Source organism: Pseudomonas sp. PS02302, from assembly GCF_029959585.1.
GTDB lineage: Bacteria > Pseudomonadota > Gammaproteobacteria > Pseudomonadales > Pseudomonadaceae > Chryseomonas > Chryseomonas aestiva.
Genome location: NZ_JASCON010000040.1, coordinates 25,753 through 49,985 on the forward strand (window position 1 = coordinate 25,753; position 24,233 = coordinate 49,985).

The 24,233-nt window shown below is 65.1% G+C and carries 17 protein-coding genes and 1 pseudogene; 10 read left to right on the forward strand and 8 right to left on the reverse strand.

Translation table 11 applies throughout. The features are described from left to right. Positions 1-99: 99 nt before the first annotated feature. Genes glgX through QMX82_RS14740 form a run of 4 tightly spaced genes read left to right on the forward strand, consistent with a single transcriptional unit; the run spans position 100 to position 5,334 of the window. Entirely contained in the window at positions 100-2,289 is a 2,190-nt protein-coding gene (gene glgX / locus QMX82_RS14725; RefSeq protein WP_261793835.1) for a glycogen debranching protein GlgX, read from the forward strand. Then, positions 2,286-3,047 carry an endonuclease/exonuclease/phosphatase family protein gene (locus QMX82_RS14730; RefSeq protein ID WP_208691122.1) on the forward strand — a complete coding sequence of 254 codons (762 nt, stop codon included), beginning with the start codon at positions 2,286-2,288 and terminating at the stop codon, positions 3,045-3,047. Before glgX ends, QMX82_RS14730 begins: the two co-directional genes overlap by 4 nt. Further along, positions 3,044-4,291, forward strand: coding sequence for a cardiolipin synthase ClsB (gene clsB / locus QMX82_RS14735; protein WP_282284839.1), 1,248 nt, complete (start codon positions 3,044-3,046; stop codon positions 4,289-4,291). The genes QMX82_RS14730 and clsB overlap by 4 nt, the downstream gene beginning before the upstream one ends. After that, positions 4,288-5,334: a lysylphosphatidylglycerol synthase transmembrane domain-containing protein gene (locus QMX82_RS14740; RefSeq protein WP_282284840.1), complete on the forward strand. Its 1,047-nt coding sequence runs from the start codon at positions 4,288-4,290 to the stop codon at positions 5,332-5,334. Before clsB ends, QMX82_RS14740 begins: the two co-directional genes overlap by 4 nt. A 7-nt stretch (positions 5,335-5,341) precedes the next feature. On the opposite strand, the gene QMX82_RS14745 is transcribed toward QMX82_RS14740, so the two are convergent. The 8 genes and pseudogenes from QMX82_RS14745 to QMX82_RS14780 all read right to left on the reverse strand — a co-directional run bounded on the left by QMX82_RS14745 (position 5,342) and on the right by QMX82_RS14780 (position 17,279). Next, entirely contained in the window at positions 5,342-6,067 is a 726-nt protein-coding gene (locus QMX82_RS14745; protein WP_282284841.1) for a polysaccharide lyase family 7 protein, read from the reverse strand. A gap of 89 nt (positions 6,068-6,156) precedes the next feature. Next, positions 6,157-8,376 (reverse strand): 1,4-alpha-glucan branching protein GlgB, encoded by a 2,220-nt coding sequence (gene glgB / locus QMX82_RS14750; RefSeq protein ID WP_282284842.1) that lies wholly within the window; start codon positions 8,374-8,376, stop codon positions 6,157-6,159. After that, positions 8,373-11,702 (reverse strand): maltose alpha-D-glucosyltransferase, encoded by a 3,330-nt coding sequence (treS, locus tag QMX82_RS14755; RefSeq protein ID WP_282284843.1) that lies wholly within the window; start codon positions 11,700-11,702, stop codon positions 8,373-8,375. Before treS ends, glgB begins: the two co-directional genes overlap by 4 nt. A 137-nt stretch (positions 11,703-11,839) precedes the next feature. Next, complete coding sequence (locus QMX82_RS14760; RefSeq protein WP_282284844.1) at positions 11,840-13,843, reverse strand: alpha-1,4-glucan--maltose-1-phosphate maltosyltransferase; 2,004 nt, start codon at positions 13,841-13,843, stop codon at positions 11,840-11,842. 459 nt (positions 13,844-14,302) lie between these two features. Next, positions 14,303-15,133: an ammonia-dependent NAD(+) synthetase gene (nadE, locus tag QMX82_RS14765; protein ID WP_282284845.1), complete on the reverse strand. Its 831-nt coding sequence runs from the start codon at positions 15,131-15,133 to the stop codon at positions 14,303-14,305. Beyond that, the gene (locus tag QMX82_RS14770) at positions 15,130-15,639 is read right to left on the reverse strand and encodes a CinA family protein (RefSeq protein ID WP_282284861.1); all 510 of its coding nucleotides are present in this window, start codon (positions 15,637-15,639) and stop codon (positions 15,130-15,132) included. Before QMX82_RS14770 ends, nadE begins: the two co-directional genes overlap by 4 nt. 165 nt (positions 15,640-15,804) lie before the next feature. Further along, positions 15,805-16,287, reverse strand: a pseudogene (locus QMX82_RS14775) (nucleotidyltransferase family protein); the annotation flags it as partial. 2 nt (positions 16,288-16,289) lie between these two features. Beyond that, positions 16,290-17,279: an XdhC family protein gene (locus QMX82_RS14780; RefSeq protein ID WP_282284847.1), complete on the reverse strand. Its 990-nt coding sequence runs from the start codon at positions 17,277-17,279 to the stop codon at positions 16,290-16,292. Positions 17,280-17,421: 142 nt separating this feature from the next. Here QMX82_RS14780 and ku point away from each other — a divergent pair, with 142 nt between their 5' ends. The 6 genes from ku (at position 17,422) to QMX82_RS14810 (ending at position 23,999) form a co-directional block, all read left to right on the forward strand. Continuing rightward, positions 17,422-18,297: a non-homologous end joining protein Ku gene (gene ku, locus QMX82_RS14785; RefSeq protein WP_282284848.1), complete on the forward strand. Its 876-nt coding sequence runs from the start codon at positions 17,422-17,424 to the stop codon at positions 18,295-18,297. Positions 18,298-18,308: 11 nt separating this feature from the next. After that, complete coding sequence (ligD, locus tag QMX82_RS14790) at positions 18,309-20,873, forward strand: DNA ligase D (protein ID WP_282284850.1); 2,565 nt, start codon at positions 18,309-18,311, stop codon at positions 20,871-20,873. A gap of 117 nt (positions 20,874-20,990) precedes the next feature. Beyond that, positions 20,991-22,001 (forward strand): acyl-CoA dehydrogenase, encoded by a 1,011-nt coding sequence (locus QMX82_RS14795; RefSeq protein WP_442969393.1) that lies wholly within the window; start codon positions 20,991-20,993, stop codon positions 21,999-22,001. Further along, positions 21,989-22,750: a PIG-L deacetylase family protein gene (locus QMX82_RS14800; RefSeq protein ID WP_282284855.1), complete on the forward strand. Its 762-nt coding sequence runs from the start codon at positions 21,989-21,991 to the stop codon at positions 22,748-22,750. The genes QMX82_RS14795 and QMX82_RS14800 overlap by 13 nt, the downstream gene beginning before the upstream one ends. 8 nt (positions 22,751-22,758) lie before the next feature. After that, positions 22,759-23,346, forward strand: a complete 588-nt coding sequence (locus QMX82_RS14805) for a class I SAM-dependent methyltransferase (protein WP_282284856.1) — start codon at positions 22,759-22,761, stop codon at positions 23,344-23,346. Continuing rightward, positions 23,343-23,999 carry a glycosyltransferase gene (locus QMX82_RS14810; protein WP_282284858.1) on the forward strand — a complete coding sequence of 219 codons (657 nt, stop codon included), beginning with the start codon at positions 23,343-23,345 and terminating at the stop codon, positions 23,997-23,999. Before QMX82_RS14805 ends, QMX82_RS14810 begins: the two co-directional genes overlap by 4 nt. Positions 24,000-24,233 lie beyond the last annotated feature (234 nt).

Here is a 24,233-nt window from a genome sequence, read left to right on the forward strand (position 1 = left end):
CATATACAGGTAGCCGGATCTGTATCGATTCAGCCACCGGCAGGTATTGAGAGCCGAGTCAGAGCTACTTCCTTCCTAGCTATCCCCGAGAGCGTCGAAATGACTTCAACCGATTCCAACAAGCCCTTAACCGAAGCGACCGCGTTCATCAGCAAGTCCAAGTCTCGTGTTCGTGAAGGCCTGCCCTACCCCCTGGGCGCTACCTGGGACGGCTCCGGCGTGAACTTCGCCATCTTTTCCGCCAACGCCACCAAGATAGAACTCTGTCTCTTCGACGACGAAGGCAAGGAAGAAATCGAACGCATCGAACTGCCGGAATTCACCAACGAGATCTGGCACGGCTATCTGCCTGACGCCCGCCCCGGCACCCTCTACGGCTACCGCGTGCATGGCCCGTACGAGCCGCAGAATGGCCACCGCTTCAACCACAACAAGCTGCTGATCGATCCCTATGCCAAGCAGATCGTCGGCGAGCTGGAGTGGAACGACGCCCTGTTCGGCTACACCATCGGCCACGCCGACGGCGACCTGTCCTTCGACGAACGCGACAGCGCCCCCTTCATGCCGCGCTGCCGGGTGATCGACCCCGCCTTCACCTGGGGCAACACCACCCATCCGCGTGTCCCGCGTGACCGCACCGTGTTCTATGAGACCCATGTCCGCGGCTACACCATGCAGCACCCGGCAGTGCCCGAGAACGCCCGAGGCACCTTTTCCGGCCTGCAGGAAAGCGAAGTCATCGATTACATCAAGTCCCTCGGCGTGACCTCCGTCGAGCTGATGCCGATCCACTACTTCCTCGACGACAACCATCTGCTGGAAAAGGGCCTGAGAAACTTCTGGGGCTACAACACCCTGGCCTTCTTCGCCCCGCACTCGCGCTACATGGCCAGCCAGTCCATCGGCGAATTCAAGGTGATGGTCGCGCGCATGCACAATGCCGGTCTCGAGGTCATCCTCGACGTGGTCTACAACCACACCGCCGAAGGCAACGAGATGGGCCCGACCCTCTCGCTGAAGGGCATCGACAACGCCAACTACTACCGCCTGATGCCCGATGATGCGCGTTACTACATCAACGACACCGGTACCGGCAACACCCTGAACATGAGCCACCCCTGCGTGCTGCAGATGGTCACCGACTCGTTGCGCTACTGGGCGACCGAGATGGGCGTGGACGGCTTCCGCTTCGACCTGGCCACCATCCTGGGCCGCGAGCCGGACGGCTTCGACGAAGGCGGTGGCTTCCTGCACGCCTGCCGTCAGGATCCGATCCTGGCCGAGACCAAGCTCATCGCCGAACCCTGGGACTGCGGCCCCGGCGGCTATCAGGTGGGCAACTTCCCGCCCGGCTGGATGGAGTGGAACGACACCTTCCGCGACACCGCGCGTGCCTTCTGGAAGGGTGACGAAGACAAGATCGGCGATTTCGCGAAGATCCTGCTGGGCTCCGGCGACAAGTTCAACCGTCGCGGTCGCAAGCCCTACTCGTCCGTGAACTTCGTGACCGCCCACGATGGCTTCACCCTGGCCGATACCGTGTCGTACAACGACAAGCACAACGAGGCCAATGGCGAAGGCAACAACGACGGCCATTCCCACAACCTGTCGTGGAACTGCGGCGTCGAGGGTGAGACCGACGATCCGGAGATCATCGAACTGCGCTATCGGCAGATGCGCAACCTGCTGGCTACCCTCTTCCTCTCCCAGGGCACGCCCATGCTGCTGGCCGGTGACGAGTTCGCGCGCACCCAGGGCGGCAACAACAACGGCTACTGCCAGGACAGCGAGATCGGCTGGATCAACTGGGAGATCAGCGAGAAGAGCGCCGAACTGCAGGAATACGTGCGCAATCTGATCGACCTGCGTCGTCGCTATCCGCTGCTGCGTCGTAGCCGCTTCTTCACCGGCGCCTACAACGAGGAGCTGGGCGTCAAGGATGTCACCTGGCTGCAGCCCGGCGGCACCGAGATGGGCGACGAGCAGTGGCAGGACGGCAGCAACAAGTGCATGGGCATCCTGCTCGATGGCCGTGCCCAGCCGACCGGCATTCGTCGCAAGGGCGCGGATACCTCGCTGCTGATTCTGGTCAATGCTCATTATGACGTGGTGGATTTCAGCCTGCCGGAAGTCCCCATGGGCGAGCATTGGTCCCTGCAGCTGGATACCAATCAGCCTGACCTGGATGCCGGCGACGTCTTCAATTTCGGAGATACCTATCAGGTCACCGGACGCTCGGTATTGCTGTTCGAGCTGACCCAGACCAAGCGGAGGAAGCGCCAGGCATGACGAACGCGCAACAGGGTTTTTCGTTCAAGGTCCTGACCATCAACACGCACAAGGGCTTCACGTCCTTCAACCGCAGGTTCATCCTGCCGGAATTGCGCGAGGCGGTGCGGACGGTGTCAGCGGACATTGTCTTCTTGCAGGAGGTATTGGGTACCCACGAGAAACACCCGTTGCGCTTCGAGAACTGGCCGGCGGCGCCGCAGTACGAGTTCCTGGCCGATTCGATGTGGACCGATTTCGCCTACGGGCGCAATGCGGTCTACCCGGACGGCCATCACGGTAATGCGGTGCTGTCGAAGTTTCCCATCGTCAGTTACGACAACTTCGACATTTCCATCGCCGGTCCGGAAAAGCGCGGGATGCTGCATTGCGTCCTGCGTATCCCGGATCAGGCCGTGGATCTGCACGTCATCTGCGTGCATCTGGGCCTGCGCGAAAAGCATCGCCAGATGCAGATGCAGCTGATCTGCGAACACATCAATTCCCTGCCCAGCGACGCTCCTGTCGTGGTGGCGGGGGACTTCAACGACTGGCGCCAGAAGGCCAATGACATCCTTGGCCAGGGCGCGGGACTCGAAGAGGTGTTCATGAAGACCGCGGGGCGCCTGCCCAAGACCTTCCCGGCCAAGCGGCCCCTGCTCTGTCTGGATCGCATCTACACGCGCAATGTCAGCGTCGGGCGCCCGCAGGTGCTGGGCAATCAGCCATGGTCGCACCTGTCCGACCATGCTCCCCTGGCCGCGGACTTCCACCTATGAATTTCGAATGGCGGGACGGAAACCGCATCGCCTTGCTGGAAAACGGCGAGGACTTCTTTCCGCGGGTGTTCGAGGCTGTCCGCGCGGCCGAGCGCGAGGTCATCATCGAGACCTTCATCCTTTTCTACGACAAGGTCGGCAAGGCCTTGCAGGAAGAGCTGGTCGCGGCGGCCAAGCGCGGCGTCCAGGTCGACATCACGGTGGACGCCTACGGCTCGCCCGATCTGCCACGCGACTTCATCGACGAAATGGTGCATGCCGGCGTGCGGTTCCGCTACTACGATCCGCGTCCCCTGGTCATGGGCATGAGAACCAATCTCTTCCGCCGCCTGCATCGCAAGATCGTGGTTGTGGACGCCCGTCTGGGGTTCATCGGCGGCATCAACTACTCCGCCGAGCACCTGGGCGACTTCGGGCCCGAAGCCAAGCAGGACTACGCCGTCGAGGTCGAAGGACCCATCGTCGATGACATCCACCGCTTCGCGCGCGACGCCATCAACTCCCCGGAGGAGACCCACCGCTGGTGGGGCAAGCGCTCGCAGAAGCCGGCCGACAACCGCAATCCCGGCAATGCCCAGGCGCTGCTGGTGTTCCGCGACAACGACGAGCACCGCGCCGACATCGAAAAGCACTACCTGGAGATGCTGCGCAACGCCAAGCGCGAGGTGGTGATCGCCAACGCCTACTTCTTCCCCGGCTATCGGCTGCTCAGGGAGATGCGCAATGCGGCGCAGCGTGGCGTCCGCGTGGTGCTGATCGTGCAGGGCGAACCGGACATGGCCATCGTCAAGGTCGGCGCCCAGATGCTCTACAACTACCTGGTCAAGGCCGGGGTGGAGATCTACGAATATTGCCTGCGGCCCCTGCACGGCAAGGTGGCGACCATGGACGAGCACTGGTCCACGGTGGGTTCGAGCAATCTCGACCCCTTGAGCCTCTCGCTCAACCTCGAATGCAACCTGATCTTCCATGACCACGCCTTCAACCGTGAATTGCGCGGTCGCCTGGAAACCCTGATCCAGAATCACTGCGAGCACGTCGACAGCAGCAAGGTACCCAAACGTACCTACTGGCACCTGGCCAAGACGATGCTGGTCTTTCACTTTTTGCGCCACTTCCCCGCCTGGGTCGGCTGGCTGCCCGGTCATACCCCCAAGATCGAGTTGGTGAGTCCGCCGGTGCAGCCCGAACTCGAAACCCAGGACCGGGTCGATTCCTCGATTTCAAGGTATCCCCAACGATGAGCAGCCACAGCGACGCCCTGGATCATACCGACGACGAGGACGACCAGCAGGCTGGCGACAAACCGCAGAATGGTCGCTGGGTGCTGGCGAAGAAGATCCTCACCTGGGTCTTTCTGATCGCGGTGGTGGTGCTGCTGGTGATCTATGCACGCAAGGTGGACTGGGGCGAGGTCTGGAAGGTCTTCACCGGCTATAAGTGGACCACGCTGGCCATGGCCGGCGGCCTGGTGGTGCTGTCGTACATCATGTATGGCTGCTACGACCTGATCGGGCGTGCCTATTGCGGGCACAAGCTGGTCAAGCGCCAGGTATTCCTGGTGTCCTTCATCTGCTACGCCTTCACCCTGACCCTGAGCACCTGGGTCGGCGGCATCGGCATGAGATACCGCCTCTATTCCCGCCTGGGACTTTCCAGCGGCACCATCACCCGGATCTTTTCGCTGAGCATCGCCACCAACTGGCTCGGCTACATCCTGTTGGCCGGCGGCATCTTTGTCAGCGGCGTGGTGGACATGCCGCCCAACTGGTTCGTCGGCGATACCACCCTGCGGCTGATCGGCTTCGGCCTGCTGGCCTTCATCGTCTTCTACCTGGGCGTCTGTGCCTTCGCCAAGCAGCGCGAATGGACGGTGCGCAAGCAGCGCCTCGCCCTGCCCTCGCTGCGCATGGCCTGCCTGCAGCTGCTGGTGTCCTCGATCAACTGGATGGCCATGGCGGCCATCGTCTACCTGTTCCTCGGCCGTCAGGTGGACTATCTGCATGTACTGGGCGTGCTGCTGCTCTCCAGCATCGCCATGGTCATCGTGCATATCCCGGCTGGTGTCGGAGTGCTGGAGACGGTGTTCATCGCCCTACTGGCCAATGACGGCCTCTCCAACGGCAAGATCATCGCCGCCCTGCTCGGCTACCGGACGCTGTATTTCATCCTGCCGCTGCTGATCGCGGCGGTGCTCTACTTCGCCCTGGAAAGCCGGGCCAAGAAGCTCAAGGTCAGCAACGACCGGCGCGAAGAGCGCAAGCAGCAGGAAAAGCACGCGACCTGAGGCAGTCTCACCGGTTGTTGGGCTGGTGCATGGAAATCAGCCGGTAGAACAGGACACGCCCGCCTTCAGTGGCGGGGCCTTCGCCATCGCGCAAGCGGGCACCGGCCTTGAAATACAGGTGATGGCTGCTCCAGGCGCTGTCGAGCTGCAGACCCAGGTCACCGTTGCGCGAACCGGCGCCATGGGCGCGGACGGTGAGCACGCCACTGCGGGCCAGCTTGATGTCGTAGCTGAAGCGGCTGTTGAGCGGCAGGCGCTCCAGCAGGATGACCTCCTTGGGACTGTCAGTGGGGCTTTCCCGCAACCGGGCGATTAGCTGGCCCTGAGGGATCTGTTCCTTGCCGGTCGCCGGGCTCTCCACGCGATAGATGAGTTGCAACAGCGCCTGGGGCGCTTCCGGCACGGCGGTCTGGTCCTCGATCTGGCTGATAATGACCTCGGGGCGTGAAGGCACCTGTTGCACCACGGCTTCAGCCTGCAGCAGGGCATCCCCTTCGCGATACTTCCACGCATAGGCACTGCCGTCCGGGCGCGTTTCGCGCAACTCGGTGGCGGGAAAGGTGTTGAAGGGTTGCGGCGTGCCGGTCACCGGAACCCAGAACACCAGCGATCCCCCCTCGCCGCGCGCGAGATAGGGGCTGCGAAAGCCACTGCTGTTGAGTTCGGCGGTCTGTACCTGGGCCACGGGCATGGGTACGGGAACCGTCAGATTCCATTCGGCGAGATCGATCATGGTGTTCTCGGTTGCCAGATGCCTGACAAGCATCGCCCAGAACAGGGATGCCTGTCAGCGGAACGCGCCCCTGATGGGGCGCTCCCGGATCAGCCCTGCGGCTTGAACACCAGCAGACCCAGCGGCGGCACTTGCAGGTTCAGCGAGGCCGGCTGGCCATGGGCGCCGATCTCCTCGGCCGTTACCCCGCCGCCGTTGCCCAGGTTGGAACCACCGTAACGCTCGGCATCGCTGTTGAAGATCTCCTGCCAATGGCCCAGCGACGGGACGCCTACCCGGTAGTCGTGACGCGGTACCGGAGTGAAGTTGGCGACTACCAGCAGCGGTCGCTGCTGGGCGTCCTTGCGCAACCAGGCGAAGACGCTGTTGCCATTGTCGTCGCCGACTACCCAGTCGAAGCCTTCGGGCAGGTGATCGCGCTCGTGCAGTGCCGGTTCGTGACGATAGAGGTGATTGAGATCGGCCAGCAGCTGCTGCACGCCCCGATGGGTGCCGTGCTCCAGCAGGAACCAGTCCAGTTCGCGATCATGACTCCACTCGCGCCATTGGCCGAATTCGCAGCCCATGAACAGCAGCTTCTTGCCCGGATGGGTCCACATGAAGCTCAGGTAGGTGCGCAGATTGGCGAATTTCTGCCAAACGTCGCCCGGCATCTTCTCGATCATCGAGCCCTTGCCGTGCACCACCTCGTCATGGGAGATGGGCAGCATGAAGCGCTCGGACCAGGCATACACCAGGCCGAAGGTCATCTGGTGGTGATGGTACTGGCGATAGACCGGGTCCTCTTCCACATAGTGGAGCGTGTCGTTCATCCAGCCCATGTTCCACTTGAAGTCGAAACCCAGACCGCCCTCGCTGACCGGCGCACTGACGCCCGGCCAGGAGGTGGACTCCTCGGCGATCACCAGGGCACCCGGCGCCTCCTCGTGGACCACCTCGTTGAGGTGACGCAGGAAGGCGATGGTTTCCAGGTTCTCGCGACCACCATGGATGTTGGGGATCCACTCGCCGTGTTTGCGCGAGTAGTCGCGGTAGAGCATGGAGGCCACGGCATCCACGCGCAGACCGTCGATGTGGAAGTGCTTGAGCCAGTGCATCGCCGACGCCAGCATGAAGCCGTGCACCTCATGGCGCCCCAGGTTGTAGATATAGGTATTCCAGTCCTGGTGGAAGCCCTCGTAGGGATGCTCGTACTCGTACAGTGCGGTGCCGTCGAAGCGGGCCAGGCCGTGTTCGTCGGTCGGGAAATGCGCCGGTACCCAGTCGAGGATGACGCCGATGTCGGCCTGGTGACAGGCGTCGATGAAAGCGGCGAAATCCGCCGGCGTGCCGAAGCGCGAGGTGGGCGCGAACTGGCCTAGGGGCTGGTAGCCCCAGGAGCCGCTGAAGGGATGCTCCATGATCGGCAACAGCTCGATATGGGTGAAGCCCATCTCGCGGACGTAGGGAATCAGGCGCTCGGCCAACTCGCGCCAGTTGTACTGGCGCCCCTCGTCACCACCTTCGCGGCGCCAGGACCCGGCGTGCAATTCGTAGACCGAGATGGGTGCTTCCACGCCTTGCAACTCACGACGGCGGGCCATCCAGTCCTGGTCGTGCCAGGTGAAGGGCTTGTTGTCGGCCACCACCGAGGCGGTACGCGGCGGTAATTCCGCGGCCAGGGCGATGGGATCGGCCTTGAGCGGCAACACGCCGTGCTGGCCGAGGATCTCGTACTTGTAGGCCGTGCCGACCGGCAGGCGCGGCACGAAGAGCTCCCAGACGCCGCTGTTGGCGCGCAGGCGCATGGGCAGACGGCGCCCGTCCCAGCTGTTGAAGTCGCCGACCACCGAGACGCGCCGGGCATTGGGCGCCCACACTGCGAAGCGCACGCCCTCCACGCCGTCGACCTGGCAGCGCTGGGCGCCAAAGATCTCGCCGAGATTACGGTGGCGGCCTTCGTTGAACAGGTAAAGATCGGTTTCTCCCAGCAGCAGCCCGAAGGAATAGGGATCCTCGGTTTCCTGCACGCCGCTGGGCCAGCGGATGACCAGCTTGTAGGGCGCGGCGTAGTCCAGCCGCGCGACGAACAGTCCGGGCACCCGCCCGGGCTGCATCTGGGCCAGCGGCCGACCGCTGACGCGATCGACCAACTCCGCGCCCAGGGCACTGGGCAGGAAGGCGCGGACGATCAGGCCCTCGCCATCGGGATGGGGGCCGAGCACGGCGAAGGGATTGCCGTGCTCGCCACGGGCCAGGGACTCGGCCTCGGCAGCCGAGAGCCGGGCGTCGTCCAGCGGAGCGACAGGAGCGGTATTGTGATCGGTCATGCGCGGGCTCCGGACAAGAGGGTCTCGACGATGGCGGCGACGCCACGTAGCGGGATGTTGATCCAGGTGGGTCGATTGGCAGCCTCGTAGCCTATCTCATAGACCGCCTTTTCCAGGCTGTAGAGATCCAGCGCCGCCTGCTCGCCCCGCTCGCTCCACTGGTGGCCGATGCCGGTTGTCGCAGCGCGATAGCCTTCCAGGAAGGCCGCGTAGGAAGCATTGCGGTAGGTCTCGGCCGCCTTGGCACGCAGTTGCAGGTGCTCTTCCGAGGTATCCGCCCCGGCGTTGCTCGACTGGGTGACCATGGCCGCCGCATAGTCGAAGGAGCGCAGCACCCCGGCGACATCCTTGTGCGGACCGTACTTGCCGCGGCGCTCTTCCAGCGACCGTGCCGGCTCGCCTTCGAAGTCGATGAGGATGGCGTCGTCCTGGGCCACCAGCACCTGACCCAGGTGCAGATCGCCGTGGACGCGGATACGCAGACCGCCCTCGACATCGGCGGCCAGGGCCTCGATGCGCTTGGCTAGGGCTGCGCGCTTGCCGACCAGGCCCTGGAGCAGCGACTTGCCGGTGGCATCGAGTTGATCGCCCAGGCCCTGCAGGGTATCCAGGGCGTTGTCCACCTGGAGGCGAACGCGATGCGCCAGAGCCTTGGCCGCCTCGGCGTCAACGGTCTCGGGGGCGAAGGCCGCGTCCTCGGTGGGCTGCGCCAGCACGAGATGCATCTCGCCCAGACGCTTGCCCAGCACGCCGGCGAAGGCCGTCAGATCGCCCATGGCGGTGAATTCGTTCTCCACATCGGAGATGCCGCCGCTGAGCAGGTCACGGGTGACCCGATCCAGCCCGTCGAGGCTCCAGGTCCAGGCATCGCCCTGGTTGTGGATGTGCTGCTGCACCAGCATCAGCACGTGGGGCGTGCCATCGGCCGCGATGCGCTGGGCCACGGCATGGGTCGCGGCGATGTTGGCGAAGCCGGCCTGGGCCAGGTAGCGCCCCATCTCCACTTCCGGGTGGATACCGGGCGCCACCTTGCGGATCAGCTTGAGCATCAGGTGGTCGCCGACGATCAGCGAGCTGTTGGACTGCTCGACGCCCAGGTGCTTGATCTCGATGTCCGGATCCAGCGCGAAGTCCTCGGCCTGGTCGTAGACCTCGAAGCTCAGCTCACCGGCAGGAGACGCCAGTCTGGCACCCTTGCGGAAGGCGTCGAAGACGCCGTGGACGAAGCTGGTCAGGGCGAAGGCGTCGGTCACCAGGCCCACTCGCCGGACGTGGCGGATGCGGGACAGCGCCAGCTGGGTGGCCAGCGGGCTGCAATGCTGGTCCTCCTCGGCGAGGAAGCCCAGGGGCAAGGCATAGCGCTCTTCACCCTTGGCATTGGTCACCACCACTTCGCTGAACATCACCGGCAGCTTGGGCGTGTTGATCTGCACGGCATAGTCCAGCCGCACACCGGTGATGGTCTCGTCCTTGGAACCGAACCAGCGACGCTTGGGCAGATAGACCGGCAGCACCTCTTCGAAGATGCGGCGCGGCTCGCCGTCCAGCAGCTCCTGCAGATTGCGCTTGATGACCACCGTCTGGTAGTCGGGCATCGGTGCCGGCGGCTCGGTGTGCCAGGCGGGCATCTGCTCGTTGCCGGCCAGGTAGAACCAGTAGAAGCCATAGGGCGGCAGGGTCAGCATGTAGGGCAGCTGGCCGATGGGCGGGAAGGCGCTGCCACCGATCATTTCCACCGGTACCTGACCGGCGAAGCTGGACAGGTCCAGTTCCACCGCCTGGGCGGCACGGGAGACGTTGGCCACGCAGAGAATGGTCTCGTGCTCGCCCTGGGCATTGGTGAAGTCGCGCAGGTAGGCCAGGATGCGTCTGTTGGTGGGCGACAGCATCTTCAGGGTGCCGCGACCGAAGGCCTTCTGCTGCTTGCGCACGGCCAGCATGCGCCGTGTCCAGTTGAGCAGCGAATGCGGATCGCGCGACTGGGCCTCGACGTTGATCGCCTGGTAGCCATAGAGCGGATCCATGATCGACGGCAGCACCAGGCTGGCCGGGTCGGCGCGGGAGAAGCCGCCGTTGCGGTCGACCGACCACTGCATCGGGGTCCGCACGCCATCACGGTCGCCCAGGTGGATGTTGTCACCCATGCCGATTTCGTCGCCGTAATACATCGTCGGGGTACCGGGCATCGACAGCAGCAGGCTGTTGAGCAGCTCGATACGCCGGCGATCGCGCTCCAGCAGGGGCGCCAGGCGGCGACGGATGCCGAGGTTGATGCGCGCACGGCGGTCCGAGGCGTAGTAGTTCCAGAGGTAGTCCCGCTCGCGGTCGGTCACCATCTCCAGGGTCAGTTCATCGTGGTTGCGCAGGAAGATCGACCACTGACAGTTGGGCGGGATCTCCGGGGTCTGGCGCAGGATGTCGGTGATGGGGAAGCGGTCTTCCTGGGCGATGGCCATGTACATGCGCGGCATCAGCGGGAAGTGAAAGGCCATGTGGCATTCGTCGCCATCGCCGAAATACAGCTGGGTGTCTTCCGGCCACTGATTGGCCTCGGCCAGCAGCATGCGGTCGGGATAGTTGGCGTCGATCTCGGCGCGAATCTCCTTGAGCACCACGTGGGTCTCGGGAAGGTTCTCGTTGTTGGTACCGTCGCGCTCCACCAGATAGGGAATGGCGTCCAGGCGCAGGCCGTCGACACCCAGGTCCAGCCAGTACCTCATGATCGAGATGACGGCCTTCATGACCTGGGGATTGTCGAAGTTGAGGTCCGGCTGGTGGGAATAGAAGCGGTGCCAGAAGTACTGGCCGGCGACCGGGTCCCAGGTCCAGTTGGACTTCTCGGTATCGAGGAAGATGATGCGGGTGCCATCGTACTTCTGGTCGTCGTCCGACCAGACGTAGAAATTGCGCGCCGCCGAGCCCTTCTTGGCGCGCCGGGCGCGCTGGAACCAGGGGTGCTGGTCGGAGGTGTGGTTGATGACCAGCTCGGTGATCACCCGCAGGCCACGGGCATGGGCCTCGGCGATGAAACGCTTGGCATCGGCCATGGTGCCGTAGTCGGGATGGATGCCGCGGTATTCCGCGATGTCGTAGCCGTCGTCGCGCCGCGGCGAAGGATAGAACGGCAGCAGCCAGATGGTGTTGACGCCCAGGCTGGCGATGTAGTCCAGCTTGTCGATCAGGCCGGGGAAGTCGCCGATGCCATCGTTGTTGGAGTCGAAGAACGACTTCACGTGCACCTGGTAGATGATCGCATCCTTGTACCAGAGCGGGTCGTCGATGAAGGCGGCGGGTTTGCGGGAGCGAGCTTTATTGGGTTTAGCCATGTCGTCAGGTCCTTAACAGGGCGTCTGAAGCGTATGCGTGCACCGGTCGTCCAGGCCGTCCGGCGATGATGACGGCAGAAACCAGGCACTCGGGGATCTGTCCCCGAGCAGCCTGGTGAGCGCCGCCTGAGGTATCGCTAGTGACCCGCCTGGATGCGCCAGATGCCGAAGGGCATCGACGGCTCCAGCCGTGTCCATTGGGTCTTGCCGTGCCAGGCCCAACGGTGCCCGGTCATCAGGTCTTCGCCATAGGTGGTCGCGTGGTCATCGAGGCCCAGTTCCCACAGCGGCAATTCGAAGTGGCCCTCCTGGGCATTGAAGGGGTCCAGGTTGATCGCCACCAGGATGAAGTTGCCCAGGTCGTCGGTGCGCTTGCCGAAATAGAGGATCTGGTCGTTCCAGCAGGTGTAGACCTTCAGTCCCAGATGGGTTTGCAGCGCGGGGTTCTGCCGGCGGATACGGTTGAGCTGGGCGATCTCGCCCATGATGTTGCCCGGCGCATAGAAGTCGCGCGGCCGCAGCTCGTATTTCTCCGAATCCAGGTACTCCTCCTTGCCCGGCGTGAGCGGCGCGCCCTCGCAGAGTTCGAAGCCGGCGTACATGCCCCAGAGGCCGGAGCCCATGGTGGCCAGTGCCGCGCGGATCAGGAAGCCGGGGCGGCCGCTGGTCTGCAGGAAGGCCGGGTTGATGTCCGGCGTGTTGACGAAGAAATTCGGCCGGTAGCAGTCGCGCAACGGCGCTTCGTTGAGTTCGGTCAAATACTCGGTCAGTTCGGCCTTGGTGTTACGCCAGGTGAAGTAGGTGTAGCTCTGGCTGTAACCCACCTTGCCCAGGCGCGCCATCATGGCCGGCTTGGTGAAGGCTTCGGCGAGGAACATGACATCGGCATCGCGTCCACGAATGTCCGCGATCAGCCATTCCCAGAAGGGCAGCGGCTTGGTGTGGGGGTTGTCGACGCGGAAGATCTTCACGCCCTGCTCCACCCAGTGCCAGACCACATCGCGCAGCGCCAGCCACAGGTCCGGCACGGCATCCTGGGCGTAGAAGTCGACATTGACGATGTCCTGGTACTTCTTCGGCGGATTCTCCGCATAGCGCATCGAGCCGTCCGGTCGCCAGGAGAACCAGCCCGGATGCTCCTTGAGCCACGGGTGGTCGGGCGAGCACTGGATGGCGAAGTCCAGCGCAATCTCCAGGCCGTGGTCGGCGGCCGCCGCCACCAGGGCGCGGAAGTCCTCCAGGGTACCCAGCTCGGGATGCACGGCATCGTGGCCGCCATCCGGGCTGCCGATGGCATAGGGGCTGCCCGGCTGATCGGCGCCGGCACCCAGGGTGTTGTTCTTGCCCTTGCGATGGGCCAGGCCGATCGGATGGATCGGCGGGAAATACAGCACATCGAAGCCCATGTCGCGCACACGCGGCAATTCGCCGATCACATTGCGAAAGGTGCCATGGCGATGGGGATCATCGGTGATGGAACGGGGAAAGAGTTCGTACCAGCTGGCGAATTCTGCGCGCAGGCGCTCGATGTCCAGCGGATATTCGATGCTGTGGGTCAGGTGGGCATAGGCGTCCACCGGGGTCATGGCCTGGCTCGCCTCGCCCGCCAGGAGCACGGCGACCTTGTCACCTTCGCTACCGGCCTGGTCCAGGCGCTGCAGCAGCGCCTCCAGCGGACCGCGCTGCTCGCCTTCGGCACGGGACAGCGCCTGCTCGACATGGAGGCGGCCCTCCTGCAGTTCCAGGTTCAGCCCGACACCCGCGGCGTATTTCTTTTCGATCTCGTAGCGGTAGGTGCCCCAGACATCCCACCAGGCCTGGACCACGAATTCATAGCGGCCTACCACCGGTGGCGTGAACTGCCCACGCCAGAGATCATTGGTTTCGAGGGTCAGCGGGGCCTGTTGCCAATCCTCTTCGCCTTCCTGACGCCAGAGCACGCTGGCGGCCAGCTTGTCGTGGCCATCGGCAAAGATCTTGGCGGTCACTTCGACCACCCGCCCGGCGATGCCCTTGGCGGGGAACTGGCCATTGTCCACGGCCGGCGTGATCGCCTCTATGGCGATGCGCGGGGTCTGGGCAGCGGTAGCGGGATCAAGGGAAAGGGTGGAAAAAGAACCGGGGAGATCGGTGTTCGACATCGAGCCTGACTCCATCTTGGGACGCGTGAAAGACCGCAACGCGTCGGCGCTGCGACCTTGGTCATGAACCCGCTACTGCTTGGCTTACCGCCAAAGAGACCCGGTTGGCTGACGCCCTATCAAAAGGGGCCGCTGACCCGCAACGGTGCCAGGCAAGGCCCCGTTCCAGACAGCCGCAGCCTTACTGCTACCGAAAGCGCTCGCGCGGGTGTGTCTGAAAGAGTCTGAGCACTGCCAGCGCGCAAAAGTTCAGCCAAACGGCAATGACCGACCACTTCAAAAAATCAATCAAAATCCAATTAAATCATCTATTTACCTATCAAAGATGATCCTATTTATAGGTTTCGAACAGCACTTTGCTGATTTTTTGCGCAACTCTGAGGGGCGCCCTGAGATCACGGTAAGATTCGCCGCTATACCTAATACTAAACCTTATAAAATTTTCATAACCCATTGATTTCACTCAAAAGGCGTATATGGGAGCTCACGCTTGTGGGCACTGCGTCTGTAGGTATTGAGGATGATTTCAAGCGTCGCCGGGCTGACAGGCTTGCCTTCGAGGAAATCGTCGATTTCCGCATAGGTAATTCCGAAAGCGTCCTCGTCGGCCTTGCCGGGCGACAGGGATTCCAGATCCGCCGTGGGTACCTTGTGCACCAACTCGTTCGGTGCGCCTAGCCACTCGGCCACCCCCCTTACCCGCCGCTTGTTCAGTCCATGCAGGGGAGTCAGGTCACAGGCGCCATCGCCGAACTTGGTATAGAAACCCATCAGCGCTTCCGCCGCATGGTCGGTGCCTATTACCAGTCCCCGGCGGGCGCCGGCTACGGCGTACTGGGCGATCATGCGCTGGCGCGCCTTGATGTTGCCCAGGGTGAAGTCCTCATGGAGTTCGTCATCGAAGGCCACCCGGGCTTCGCGAACCGAGGCGAGCATGGCGTCGCTGGCTGGCTTGATATTGACGGTATGGGTCTCATCGGGCTGGATGAATTGCAGGGCGCGCTGGGCATCCGCCTCATCGCGTTGCACACCATAGGGCAGCCGCATGGCGATGAATCTCAGGCGGGCATTACCACTTTCCTCGCGCGCTCGCTCCACCGCCAGTTGGGCCAGTCGACCCGCGGTGGAGGAATCCACACCCCCACTGATGCCCAGCACATAGCTTTCCTGCCGGCTGCCGAGCAGATAGTCCTTGAGGAACCGGATACGACGCTCCGCCTCCGCGGCCGGATCGAAATGTTCGGGGACCTGCAGGGCCTGGATGATGTCGCGCTGAAGGGCTTCGGTCATCGGGCGTTCTCCTTTGATTCGCGTTCGAGACGTTGATGATAGGGGACCACGGCGCCGAGGCTGTGACGGGCCGCCGCCAGTTGCACGGCCTCGCGATCGCCGGGGAAGTGCCGGGTTTCGGAATAGAGCACGATGTCATCGCCAACCCGGTAGCCCCAGGCGAAGCAGACGGTTCCCTGGGGAATGCCGTCCGCTCCGCCGGGCCCGGCCAGCCCGGTATTGGCGATGGCCACCTGAGCCGGACTGTCACGCAGGGCACCGGCGGCCATCTCCCGCGCCACTTCCTCGCTGGTGAGGTTATGCCGCTCGATGGTCTCCGGCCTGACGCCCAGGAGACGCTGCTTGGCTTCGGGGGAATAGACGACGTAACCCGATTCGATGCAGCCGCCGCTGCCGGGTATCTCGGACAGCAGCCCGACCACTTTGCCGGCTGTGCAGGATTCGGCCGTGGTGAGTTGCAGTTCGCGGGTCTTGAGATAGTCCAGCATGGACTCAATGGTGTTCATGAGTGCGTGTCCCCAAAAGCGGTGCTCCTCCGTTGGAAGAGCGGCGAATTGGGGAAGTTCTAGGGCGAGGGCAAGCGCTTTTTCCAGATCGGCGGGGGTATCGATGTCGTGGTGGATACCGGCGTCCGCGACCTCCCGCTCTAGCACCGTACCTTCGCGCAGGAGCCGTTTCGCTCCCTCGTCCCCCTCGAGTTCGCCCAGCGCAGCGGCAAAATTCCGACCAAAGAGCACGGGATGGCCACGCCTGCCCTGGCAGGTCGGGATGACGATACGCTGGGGATGATGCAGGTCCAGCAACTGCCGGGCCGTCGCGGGCTGCACGAAGGGCATGTCGCCCAGGGTTACCAGCCAACCGGACGCATTGGACGTCGCTCGCACGGCAGCGGCCAGGCTGTCGCCCATGCCGGTGGTGGGCAGACTCAGCACGGCCAGGCCTTCCTGTTGCGCCAGTTCGGCGCGCCAGGGAGCGCTGTCCGAAACCACGGCCAGGCAGGGCAGACCCACGCCTCGCCACAGTCGAAAGGTCGCCTGCAATACCGTCAGCTCGGCCGGTCCGGGCAAGGTGGCCTGCAACTTGTCGCCGCCGCCTGCGGCGCGAAAGCGACTCCCGGCACCCGCCGCGAGGATCAGCACCTGAACCGGGGCCATCCCTAGGCGACCTGCTCCACCGCTACCAAGGCGCGCTTCTTCTGGGTCAGGGCGATGCCGTTCTTCACGGCGACCACCTCCGCCAGCAGCGACAGGGCGATTTCCGGCGGGGTGTGACTGCCGATATGCAGACCGATGGGACCATGCAGGCGATTGATCGCCGCGACCGGCAGGTCCAGCTGCAGCAGCCGCTCACGCCGCCGATCATTGTTGCGCAGTGAGCCCAGGGCGCCAACGTAGAAGGCGTCGGACTGCAACGCCGTCAGCAGCGCCAGGTCATCCAGCCGCGGATCGTGGGTCAGGGCCACCACCGCGGTGCGTTCGTCCGGGCGGATCGCCAGCACGGCATCGTCCGGCATGCCGGAGATGAAACGCGCCTGGCGCGTCTCCCAGCCCTGGCGGAATTCCTCGCGGGGATCGCAGACCAGCACCTCGAAATCGAGCATGGCCGCCATGTCGGCGACATAGAGCGACAGCTGACCGGCGCCGATCAGCAGCAGGCGCCAGCGCGGTCCATGGACCAGGCGCAGCCGCTGCTCGTCCAGGCTGACCGGCGCATCGCGGTTGGTGCTGGCAATCCGCACCTCGCCGGTCGCCAGGTCCAGCTCGCGCAAGGCCAGTTCGTGGCCGTCGCAGCAGTGCAGCAACTGCTCGACCCAGCGCCAGTCACCGACCTGCTCCTGGACCAGACGCAGGGTGCCGCCACAGGGCAGCCCGAAACGCGCGGCTTCGTCGCCGGAGACACCGTAGGTGATGACCTCCGGGCGCTTCCCGGCGAACTGCCCGGCATGCAGTCGGGCGATCAGGTCGTCCTCGATACAGCCACCGGACACGGAGCCGCAGACCTGGCCGTCGTCGCGCAGGGCCAGCATGGCGCCCGGCGGCCGTGGCGAACTGCCCCAGGTCTGGACCACGGTGAAGAGGCTGACGCCATGTCCCTCCCGTCGCCAGGCCAGGGTTCTGCGCAAAACTTCTTGATCGACACTGTCCACGCCCTGCTCCTCTCTACCCTGCACCTGCGACGGCAAAAGCGTCGTTCCGGGGGTAGAACCCAACAGCGGAGCGGGGTTCCCCAGGGCGGAACCCGCTGGATCGCCGGCCTATCCATAGGGGACACCCCAAAGGAGAACGCCCATGCCCCGCTCGATCTGGAAAGGCGCCGTCAGCTTCGGCCTGGTGCACATCCCCGTTTCGGTCGTCTCGGCGACCCGGCAATCGGGTATCGACTTCGACTGGCTGGACGAGCGCAGCCTCGATCCGGTGGGTTACAGGCGGATCAACAAGACCACCGGCAAGGAGGTGCCCAGCGAGCACATCGTCAAGGGCGTCGAACACGGCAAGGGCAAGTACGTGGTGCTCAGCGAAGACGAGATCCACAACGCGCTGCCCGAGGCCACCCGCACCATCGATATCCTCGCCTTCGTCGAAGCGCGGGAGATCTCCATCCTGCACTTCGAGAAGCCCTACTACCTGGCGCCGGACAAGAACGGCGAAAAGGTCTATGCGCTGCTTCGCGACACCCTGAGCGCCGCCGGCAAGGTGGGCGTGGCCAACCTGGTCATGCACTCCAAGCAGCACCTGGCAGTAATCATGCCGCTGGGCGATGCCCTGGTGCTCAACACCCTGCGCTGGGCCGACGAGGTCCGCTCCGCGGAAGATGTCGGACTCGAAGGGCTGGACGCCAAGGTCACCAAGAAGGAAGTGGACATGGCCCAGCGCCTGGTGGACGAGATGACCGAGCAATGGGATCCGCAGCAGTACCACGACACCTTCAAGGACAACGTCATGGCGCTGGTGGAACGCAAGCTCAAGGACGGCAAGCTGGAAGCCGTCACCGAGGAGCCGGAAACCGAAGACAGCGGCGCCGACGTCATCGACCTCACCGAATTGCTGCGTCGCAGCCTGGGCGGCAAACAGGACAAGGCCAAGAAAGCGCCCAAGTCCAAGGGCGCCGCTCGTTCGACCAGCCGCCGTAGTCCTGCCGCCAGCCGTACCCGCAAGGCCAAGTGAGGACCGCCGCCATGGCCAGCCCGTCCAGCGAATACAACCGCAAGCGCAACTTCGACATCACCGCCGAGCCGCGTGACGAGGACAGTCCGCGCCGGCGCAAGGCCAGGGGCGCCCTGAGTTTCGTCGTCCAGAAGCACGATGCCCGTCGCCTGCACTATGACTTCCGTCTGGAGCTGGACGGCGCCCTGAAGAGCTGGGCGGTGCCCAAGGGTCCCAGCCTGGATCCCGGTGAAAAACGCCTGGCGGTGCAGGTGGAAGATCATCCGCTCGCCTACGGCAGCTTCGAAGGCAGCATTCCCGAAGGCCAGTACGGCGCAGGCGATGTCATCGTCTGGGATCGCGGCGAGTGGCTGGCGGAGGGCGATGCGGCCGAAGCCTATGCCGCAGGCAAGCTCAAGTTCGAACTCCGCGGTGAAAAGCTCCGCGGCCACTGGACCCTGGTGCGCACCCGCCTGCATGGCCATGGCGACAAGCCGCAGTGGTTGCTGATCAAGGAACGCGACGACGAGGCCCGCGACAGCGCCGACTATGAAGTGACCGCCGCCGAGCCCGACAGCGTACTGAGCGACAAGACCCTGCCGCGGCTCGCGCAGCCCAAGGCCACGTCCAAGGGCAAAACCGCCAGCCAATCGAAGGCAGCCAGGACGCCGGCACGCCAGGCCAGGGCGCGCAAGGCCAAGCTGCCCGACACCTTGGAGGCGCAACTGGCGACCCTGGTCGACAGCCCGCCGGCCGGCGACTGGCTGTACGAGGTGAAATACGACGGCTATCGGCTGCTCGCTCATATCGAGGGCGGTGAGGTACGCCTCTTCACCCGCAGCGGCAACGACTGGACCGAACGTCTGCCAGAACAGGCCAGCGCCCTGGCGGCCCTCGGCCTGGAAAACGCCTGGCTGGACGGCGAGATCGTGGTCAACGATGCCCAGGGCGTCTCCAGCTTCCAGGCGCTGCAGAATGCCTTCGAGACCGGCAAGGCGACCCGCATCGCCTATTACCTGTTCGACCTGCCCTATCTCAATGGCGCGGATCTGCGCGAGGTACCGGTCGAGCAGCGCCGCGAGCTGCTCGGCAAGCTGCTGGAGCAAGGCAACGACAGCGACCTGCTGCGCTTTTCCGCCGCCTTCGAGGTACCGGCCGATCGCATCCTGGCCAGCGCCTGCGAACTGGGCCTCGAAGGGGTGATCGGCAAGCGCCTGGGCAGTGCCTATCGCTCTCGGCGCAACAAGGACTGGATCAAGCTCAAGTGTGCCCATCGCCAGGAATTCATCATCGTCGGCTACACCCAGCCCAAGGGCGGTCGTCAGCACCTGGGCGCGCTGCTGGTGGCGCTGCACGATGACCAGGGCCGGCTGCACTATGCCGGCAAAGTCGGCACCGGCTTTACCGCCGCCCTGCTCAAGCAGTTGCACGCCCGATTCCAGCCGCTGATCGTCGATCAGCCGCCGGTGGTGGATCCGCCGAGGGGCGCTGCCTACCGCGAGGTGACCTGGTTGCGGCCCGAGCAGCTGTGCGAGATCGCCTACGCCGAGCTGACCCAGGATCGCATCGTCCGTCAGGGCGTCTTCCATGGCCTGCGTGACGACAAGCCCGCCGAGGGCATCGGCCTTGAACAGGCCGCGCCGGCAAGGGAAGCCAAAGGTCCCGACCCCACGTCCCGGCGCAAGCCCGGTGCCGGACGGCAGGAGGCTAGCGTCGCCGGGGTGCGCATCAGCCACCCCGAGCGCGTCATCGACGCGGCCAGCGGCGCGCGCAAACTCGATGTGGCCGGCTATTACGCCGCCGTCGCCGACTGGATCCTGCCGCACCTGGCCGATCGGCCCGTGGCCCTGGTCCGTACGCCCGAAGGTATCGCCGGCGAGCAGATCTTTCAGAAGCACAAGCAGACCCTGGCGATCCCCCATATCCGCGAACTCGCGCCTGAGCTGGATCCGGGTCACGCGCCGCTGATGGTCATCGACAGCCGCGAGGCGCTCATCGGCGCGGCCCAGATGGGTACGCTGGAGCTCCATACCTGGAATGCCACCGCCGCGCGCATCGATCGCCCCGACCGCTTCATCCTCGATCTCGACCCCGATCCCGCCCTGCCCTGGTCGCGCATGGTGGAAGCGACGGAGCTGGTGCTGACCCTGCTCGACGAGCTGGACCTCCACGCCTTCGTCAAGACCAGCGGCGGCCGCGGTCTGCACCTGGTGGTGCCCCTGGATCGGCGCCAGGATTGGGACACCGTCAAGGCCTTCGCCCAGGCGGCCGCCCAGCACCTGGCCAACACCCTGCCCAAGCTCTTCGCTGCCAAGATGGGCGCCCAGAACCGCCAGGGGAAGATCTTCGTCGACTACCTGCGCAATCGCCACGGCGCCACCACGGTGAGTGCCTTTTCCCTGCGCGCCCGTCCCCACCTAGGCGTTTCGGTGCCCGTGGCGCGCGACGAGCTGAGCGACCTGCAGGGCAGCGACCAATGGCGCTTCGATTCACTCCTGCAACGCCTCGAAGGGCTCAAGGACGATCCCTGGGCCGGGTATGCCGGGGTGCGCCAGAGCCTCACGGCCGCGCGGCGCAAACGACTGGGCGTGGCCTAGCGACACGCCTGCCGTCGGCCAGCATAGGGCCCAAGCGAAACCCCTTATCGCTCCCCGTGGTCTGCACTAACGAGCGCTGTCGTGGACAGCGCCGTCGCCAGCCACGGGATGGAGCCGATGTCGATCGATCTGGATAGCCTTCAGGACACCCTGGACGAGTGGACCTATGACGAGGTCACTCCCGCACTGCTGCAACACCGACTCCAGATTCTCAACCAGCGCGGTCTCGATCGCCTGCCGTTGCCCGGCCAGGGTCAGACCCTGAACCGCTGGCGCGCCCTGGCCCAGGTAGCCCATCACGATCTGGGCCTGGTCAAGCTGTACGAAGGCCACACCGATGCCCTGGCCGTCCTGCGCGAACTGGATGGCTTCGAGCCGCCCGAAAGTATCTGGGGCGTCTGGGCCGCCGAGCCGCCGGACGCCCGCCTGCTGGTGCGCTACAGCGCCGACGGCATGGTCACCCTGCACGGCCGCAAGTCCTGGTGCTCCGGCGCCGCCCTGGTCAGCCATGCGCTGGTCACCGCCTGGATGGACGACCATCCGATGCTGGTGGCGGTGGAAATGAAGCAACCCGGCGTCGAGGTCACCCAGGATGGCTGGCGCGCCATCGGCATGCAGCACACGGGCAGCGTCGATGTGCTCTTCGACGGCGCCGCCGGTGTGCTGGTCGGTCCCCCCGGCCGCTACCTGCACCGCCCCGGCTTCTGGCATGGCGGCGGCGGCATCGCCGCCTGCTGGTATGGCTCCGCCACCGCCCTGGCCGACACCCTGCGCGCCCATTGCAAGCGTCATCGCGAACCCCATGCCCTCGCGCACCTGGGCCACGTGGACGCCGCCTTGCTCGGCGCCGCCACGGCCTTGCGCCAGGCTGCCCACTGGATCGACCACAATCCCGCGGCGGATGCCCGCTATCCGGTCTGCCAGCTGCGTGCCTTGGTCGAGCAGTGCGCCGAAATCGTCATCCGGCATACCGGCCGCGCCTTCGGCGCCGCGCCGCTGTGCCGTGATGCCTATTGCGCCCGCCACATGGCGGACCTTCCCGTCTACCTGCGCCAGAGTCACGCCGAACGTGATCTGGCGGTACTGGGTGACCTCAATCTACTGGAGGGTGCCCCTTGGCAACTGTAGGTGATCGTCAGATTCAAGGCGTGGGCACGACGCCCGAGGCGTGGCTGCAGTGGTCAGGCTTTGGCGAGATGCCGGCCATCGAAGCCGCGCAGCTGGTTCCGCCCGGACATCGCGCCGTAGTCGTCGCGCCGCACCCGGACGACGAGATCCTCGGCTGCGGCGGCCTGCTTTGCCTGCTGGGCGAACTGGGTCGTCGGCTGGCGCTGGTGGCCGTCACCGACGGCGATGGCAGTCATCCGCAGTCCACCCTCTGGCCCGCCAGCCGCCTGCGCAATACCCGTCCGCTGGAAACTCGCGAAGCCCTGCGCCGGCTGCGCCTGGAGCGCGCCACCGTGACCCGCCTGGCGATTCCGGATGGTCAGGTCAGCGAGCGGGAAGGCGCCCTGCAGCAGCGACTGCTGGAGTTCCTCACCCCCGAGGACGTGGTCTTCGCCACCTGGCGGCTGGATGGTCATCCCGATCACGAGGCGACCGGCCGTGCGGCGGTGGAAGCCTGCCGGCTGCGCGGGGCCCGCTGCATTGAGGTGCCGGTCTGGACCTGGCACTGGGCCGCCCCCGGTGATCCGCGGGTGCCCTGGGAAAGGGCGCGGCGCCTGGATCTGGAAGAGGACGTCCTGGCGCTGAAGAAGCGTGCCGTTAGCGCCTTTGGCAGTCAGCTGACCGAGGACGCCAGCACGGGACAAGGGCCAATCCTGCCCGCTGCGGTGGTCGCCCGTCTCACCCGTGCCTGGGAGGTCTATCTGACGTGACCGTCTCCATGAGCTATTTCGACTCGCTCTACGCCAATAGCGAAGACCCCTGGGACTACCGCCATCGCTGGTATGAAGCGCGCAAGCGCGATCTGACCCTGGCCATGCTGCCGCACCGCCGTTACACGCACGGCTATGAGCCAGGCTGCTCCACCGGTGAACTGTCCCGGCGCCTGGCCGAACGCTGCGAACGCTTGCTGGTCAGCGATGGCAATGCCTCGGCGGTCGCCACCGCCAGCGAGCGGCTGGCCGATCAGCCCCACGTCGAGGTACGCCACCTGCTGCTGCCGGACGCCTGGCCCCCGGGCGCCTTCGATCTCATCGTCGTCAGCGAGATCGGCTACTACCTCGGCGAACGCGGCCTGGATGCCTTCCTGGATAGCGCCCGCAGCGCCCTGTTGCCCGGCGGAGTGCTGCTCGGCTGTCACTGGCGCCACCCCATCGACGGCTGCGCCCTGACCGGCGACCAGGTCCACGAACGCATGGCCGCCCTGCCCGGCCTGCATCGCCTGAGCCAGCTCGAAGAAGCCGATTTCGTCCTCACCCTCTGGTCTTCCGATCCCACCTCCGTCGCCCGCCGGGAGCAGCTTCTATGATAGGTGCCGTGATACCCGCTCATAACGAAGAGCAACACGTCGAACGCTGTCTGCAATCGGTGCTGCGTGCCGCGCGGCATCCGGCCTTGCTGGGTGAGACCGTCGAGATCGTCATCGTGCTGGACAGCTGCACCGACGGCACCGCCGACATCGTTCGCCGCCTGCCGGTGACCGCACTGGAAGTCTGGGCCTGCAATGTCGGCCTGACCCGCGCGACCGGCGCGGCCCACCTGATCCAGCGCGGCGCGCGCTGGCTGGCCTGCACCGATGCCGACTCCGAGGTGGCGCCGGACTGGTTTGCCGCCCAGCTCGCCTACGGTGCCGATGCCGTCTGCGGCGTGGTCGAGGTGGACGACTGGACCCCGCACTCTCCCAGTCTCAGAGCGCGCTATGAAGCGGCCTATCACGATCGTGAAGGCCATCAGCACATCCACGGCGCCAACTTTGGCATCTCGGCGACCGCCTACCTGCGCGCCGGCGGCTTTCCCTCCATGACCGTGGACGAGGACGTCACCCTGGTCACCGCGCTCAAGACCCAGGGTGCGCACATCGCCTGGAGCAACAGCGTGCGGGTGCGCACCAGCTCGCGCCTGGATTGCCGGGCCCGTGGCGGCTTCGGTGACTACCTGGGCCTGCTCGGCGCTACCGCCTGACGGCTAGTGCGGCGTTGCGGAAGTTATCTGCACAATTTCGGCGACGATTTTTGCTTCCAGGCGACGTTGCCACTCCTCGCCCTAGCCCTGCTATGAATCATCGCGGCGCCTGGCCTGGCCAGGCCAGGAAGCAAAAATCACTCGCCAGCTCCTGTGCGAACTGCTGAAACACCAGACTAGACGCCCCCGGGGGAGGGCCCCGGCGTCGCGCCGCACTGGCGGCGGAAGGCCGCG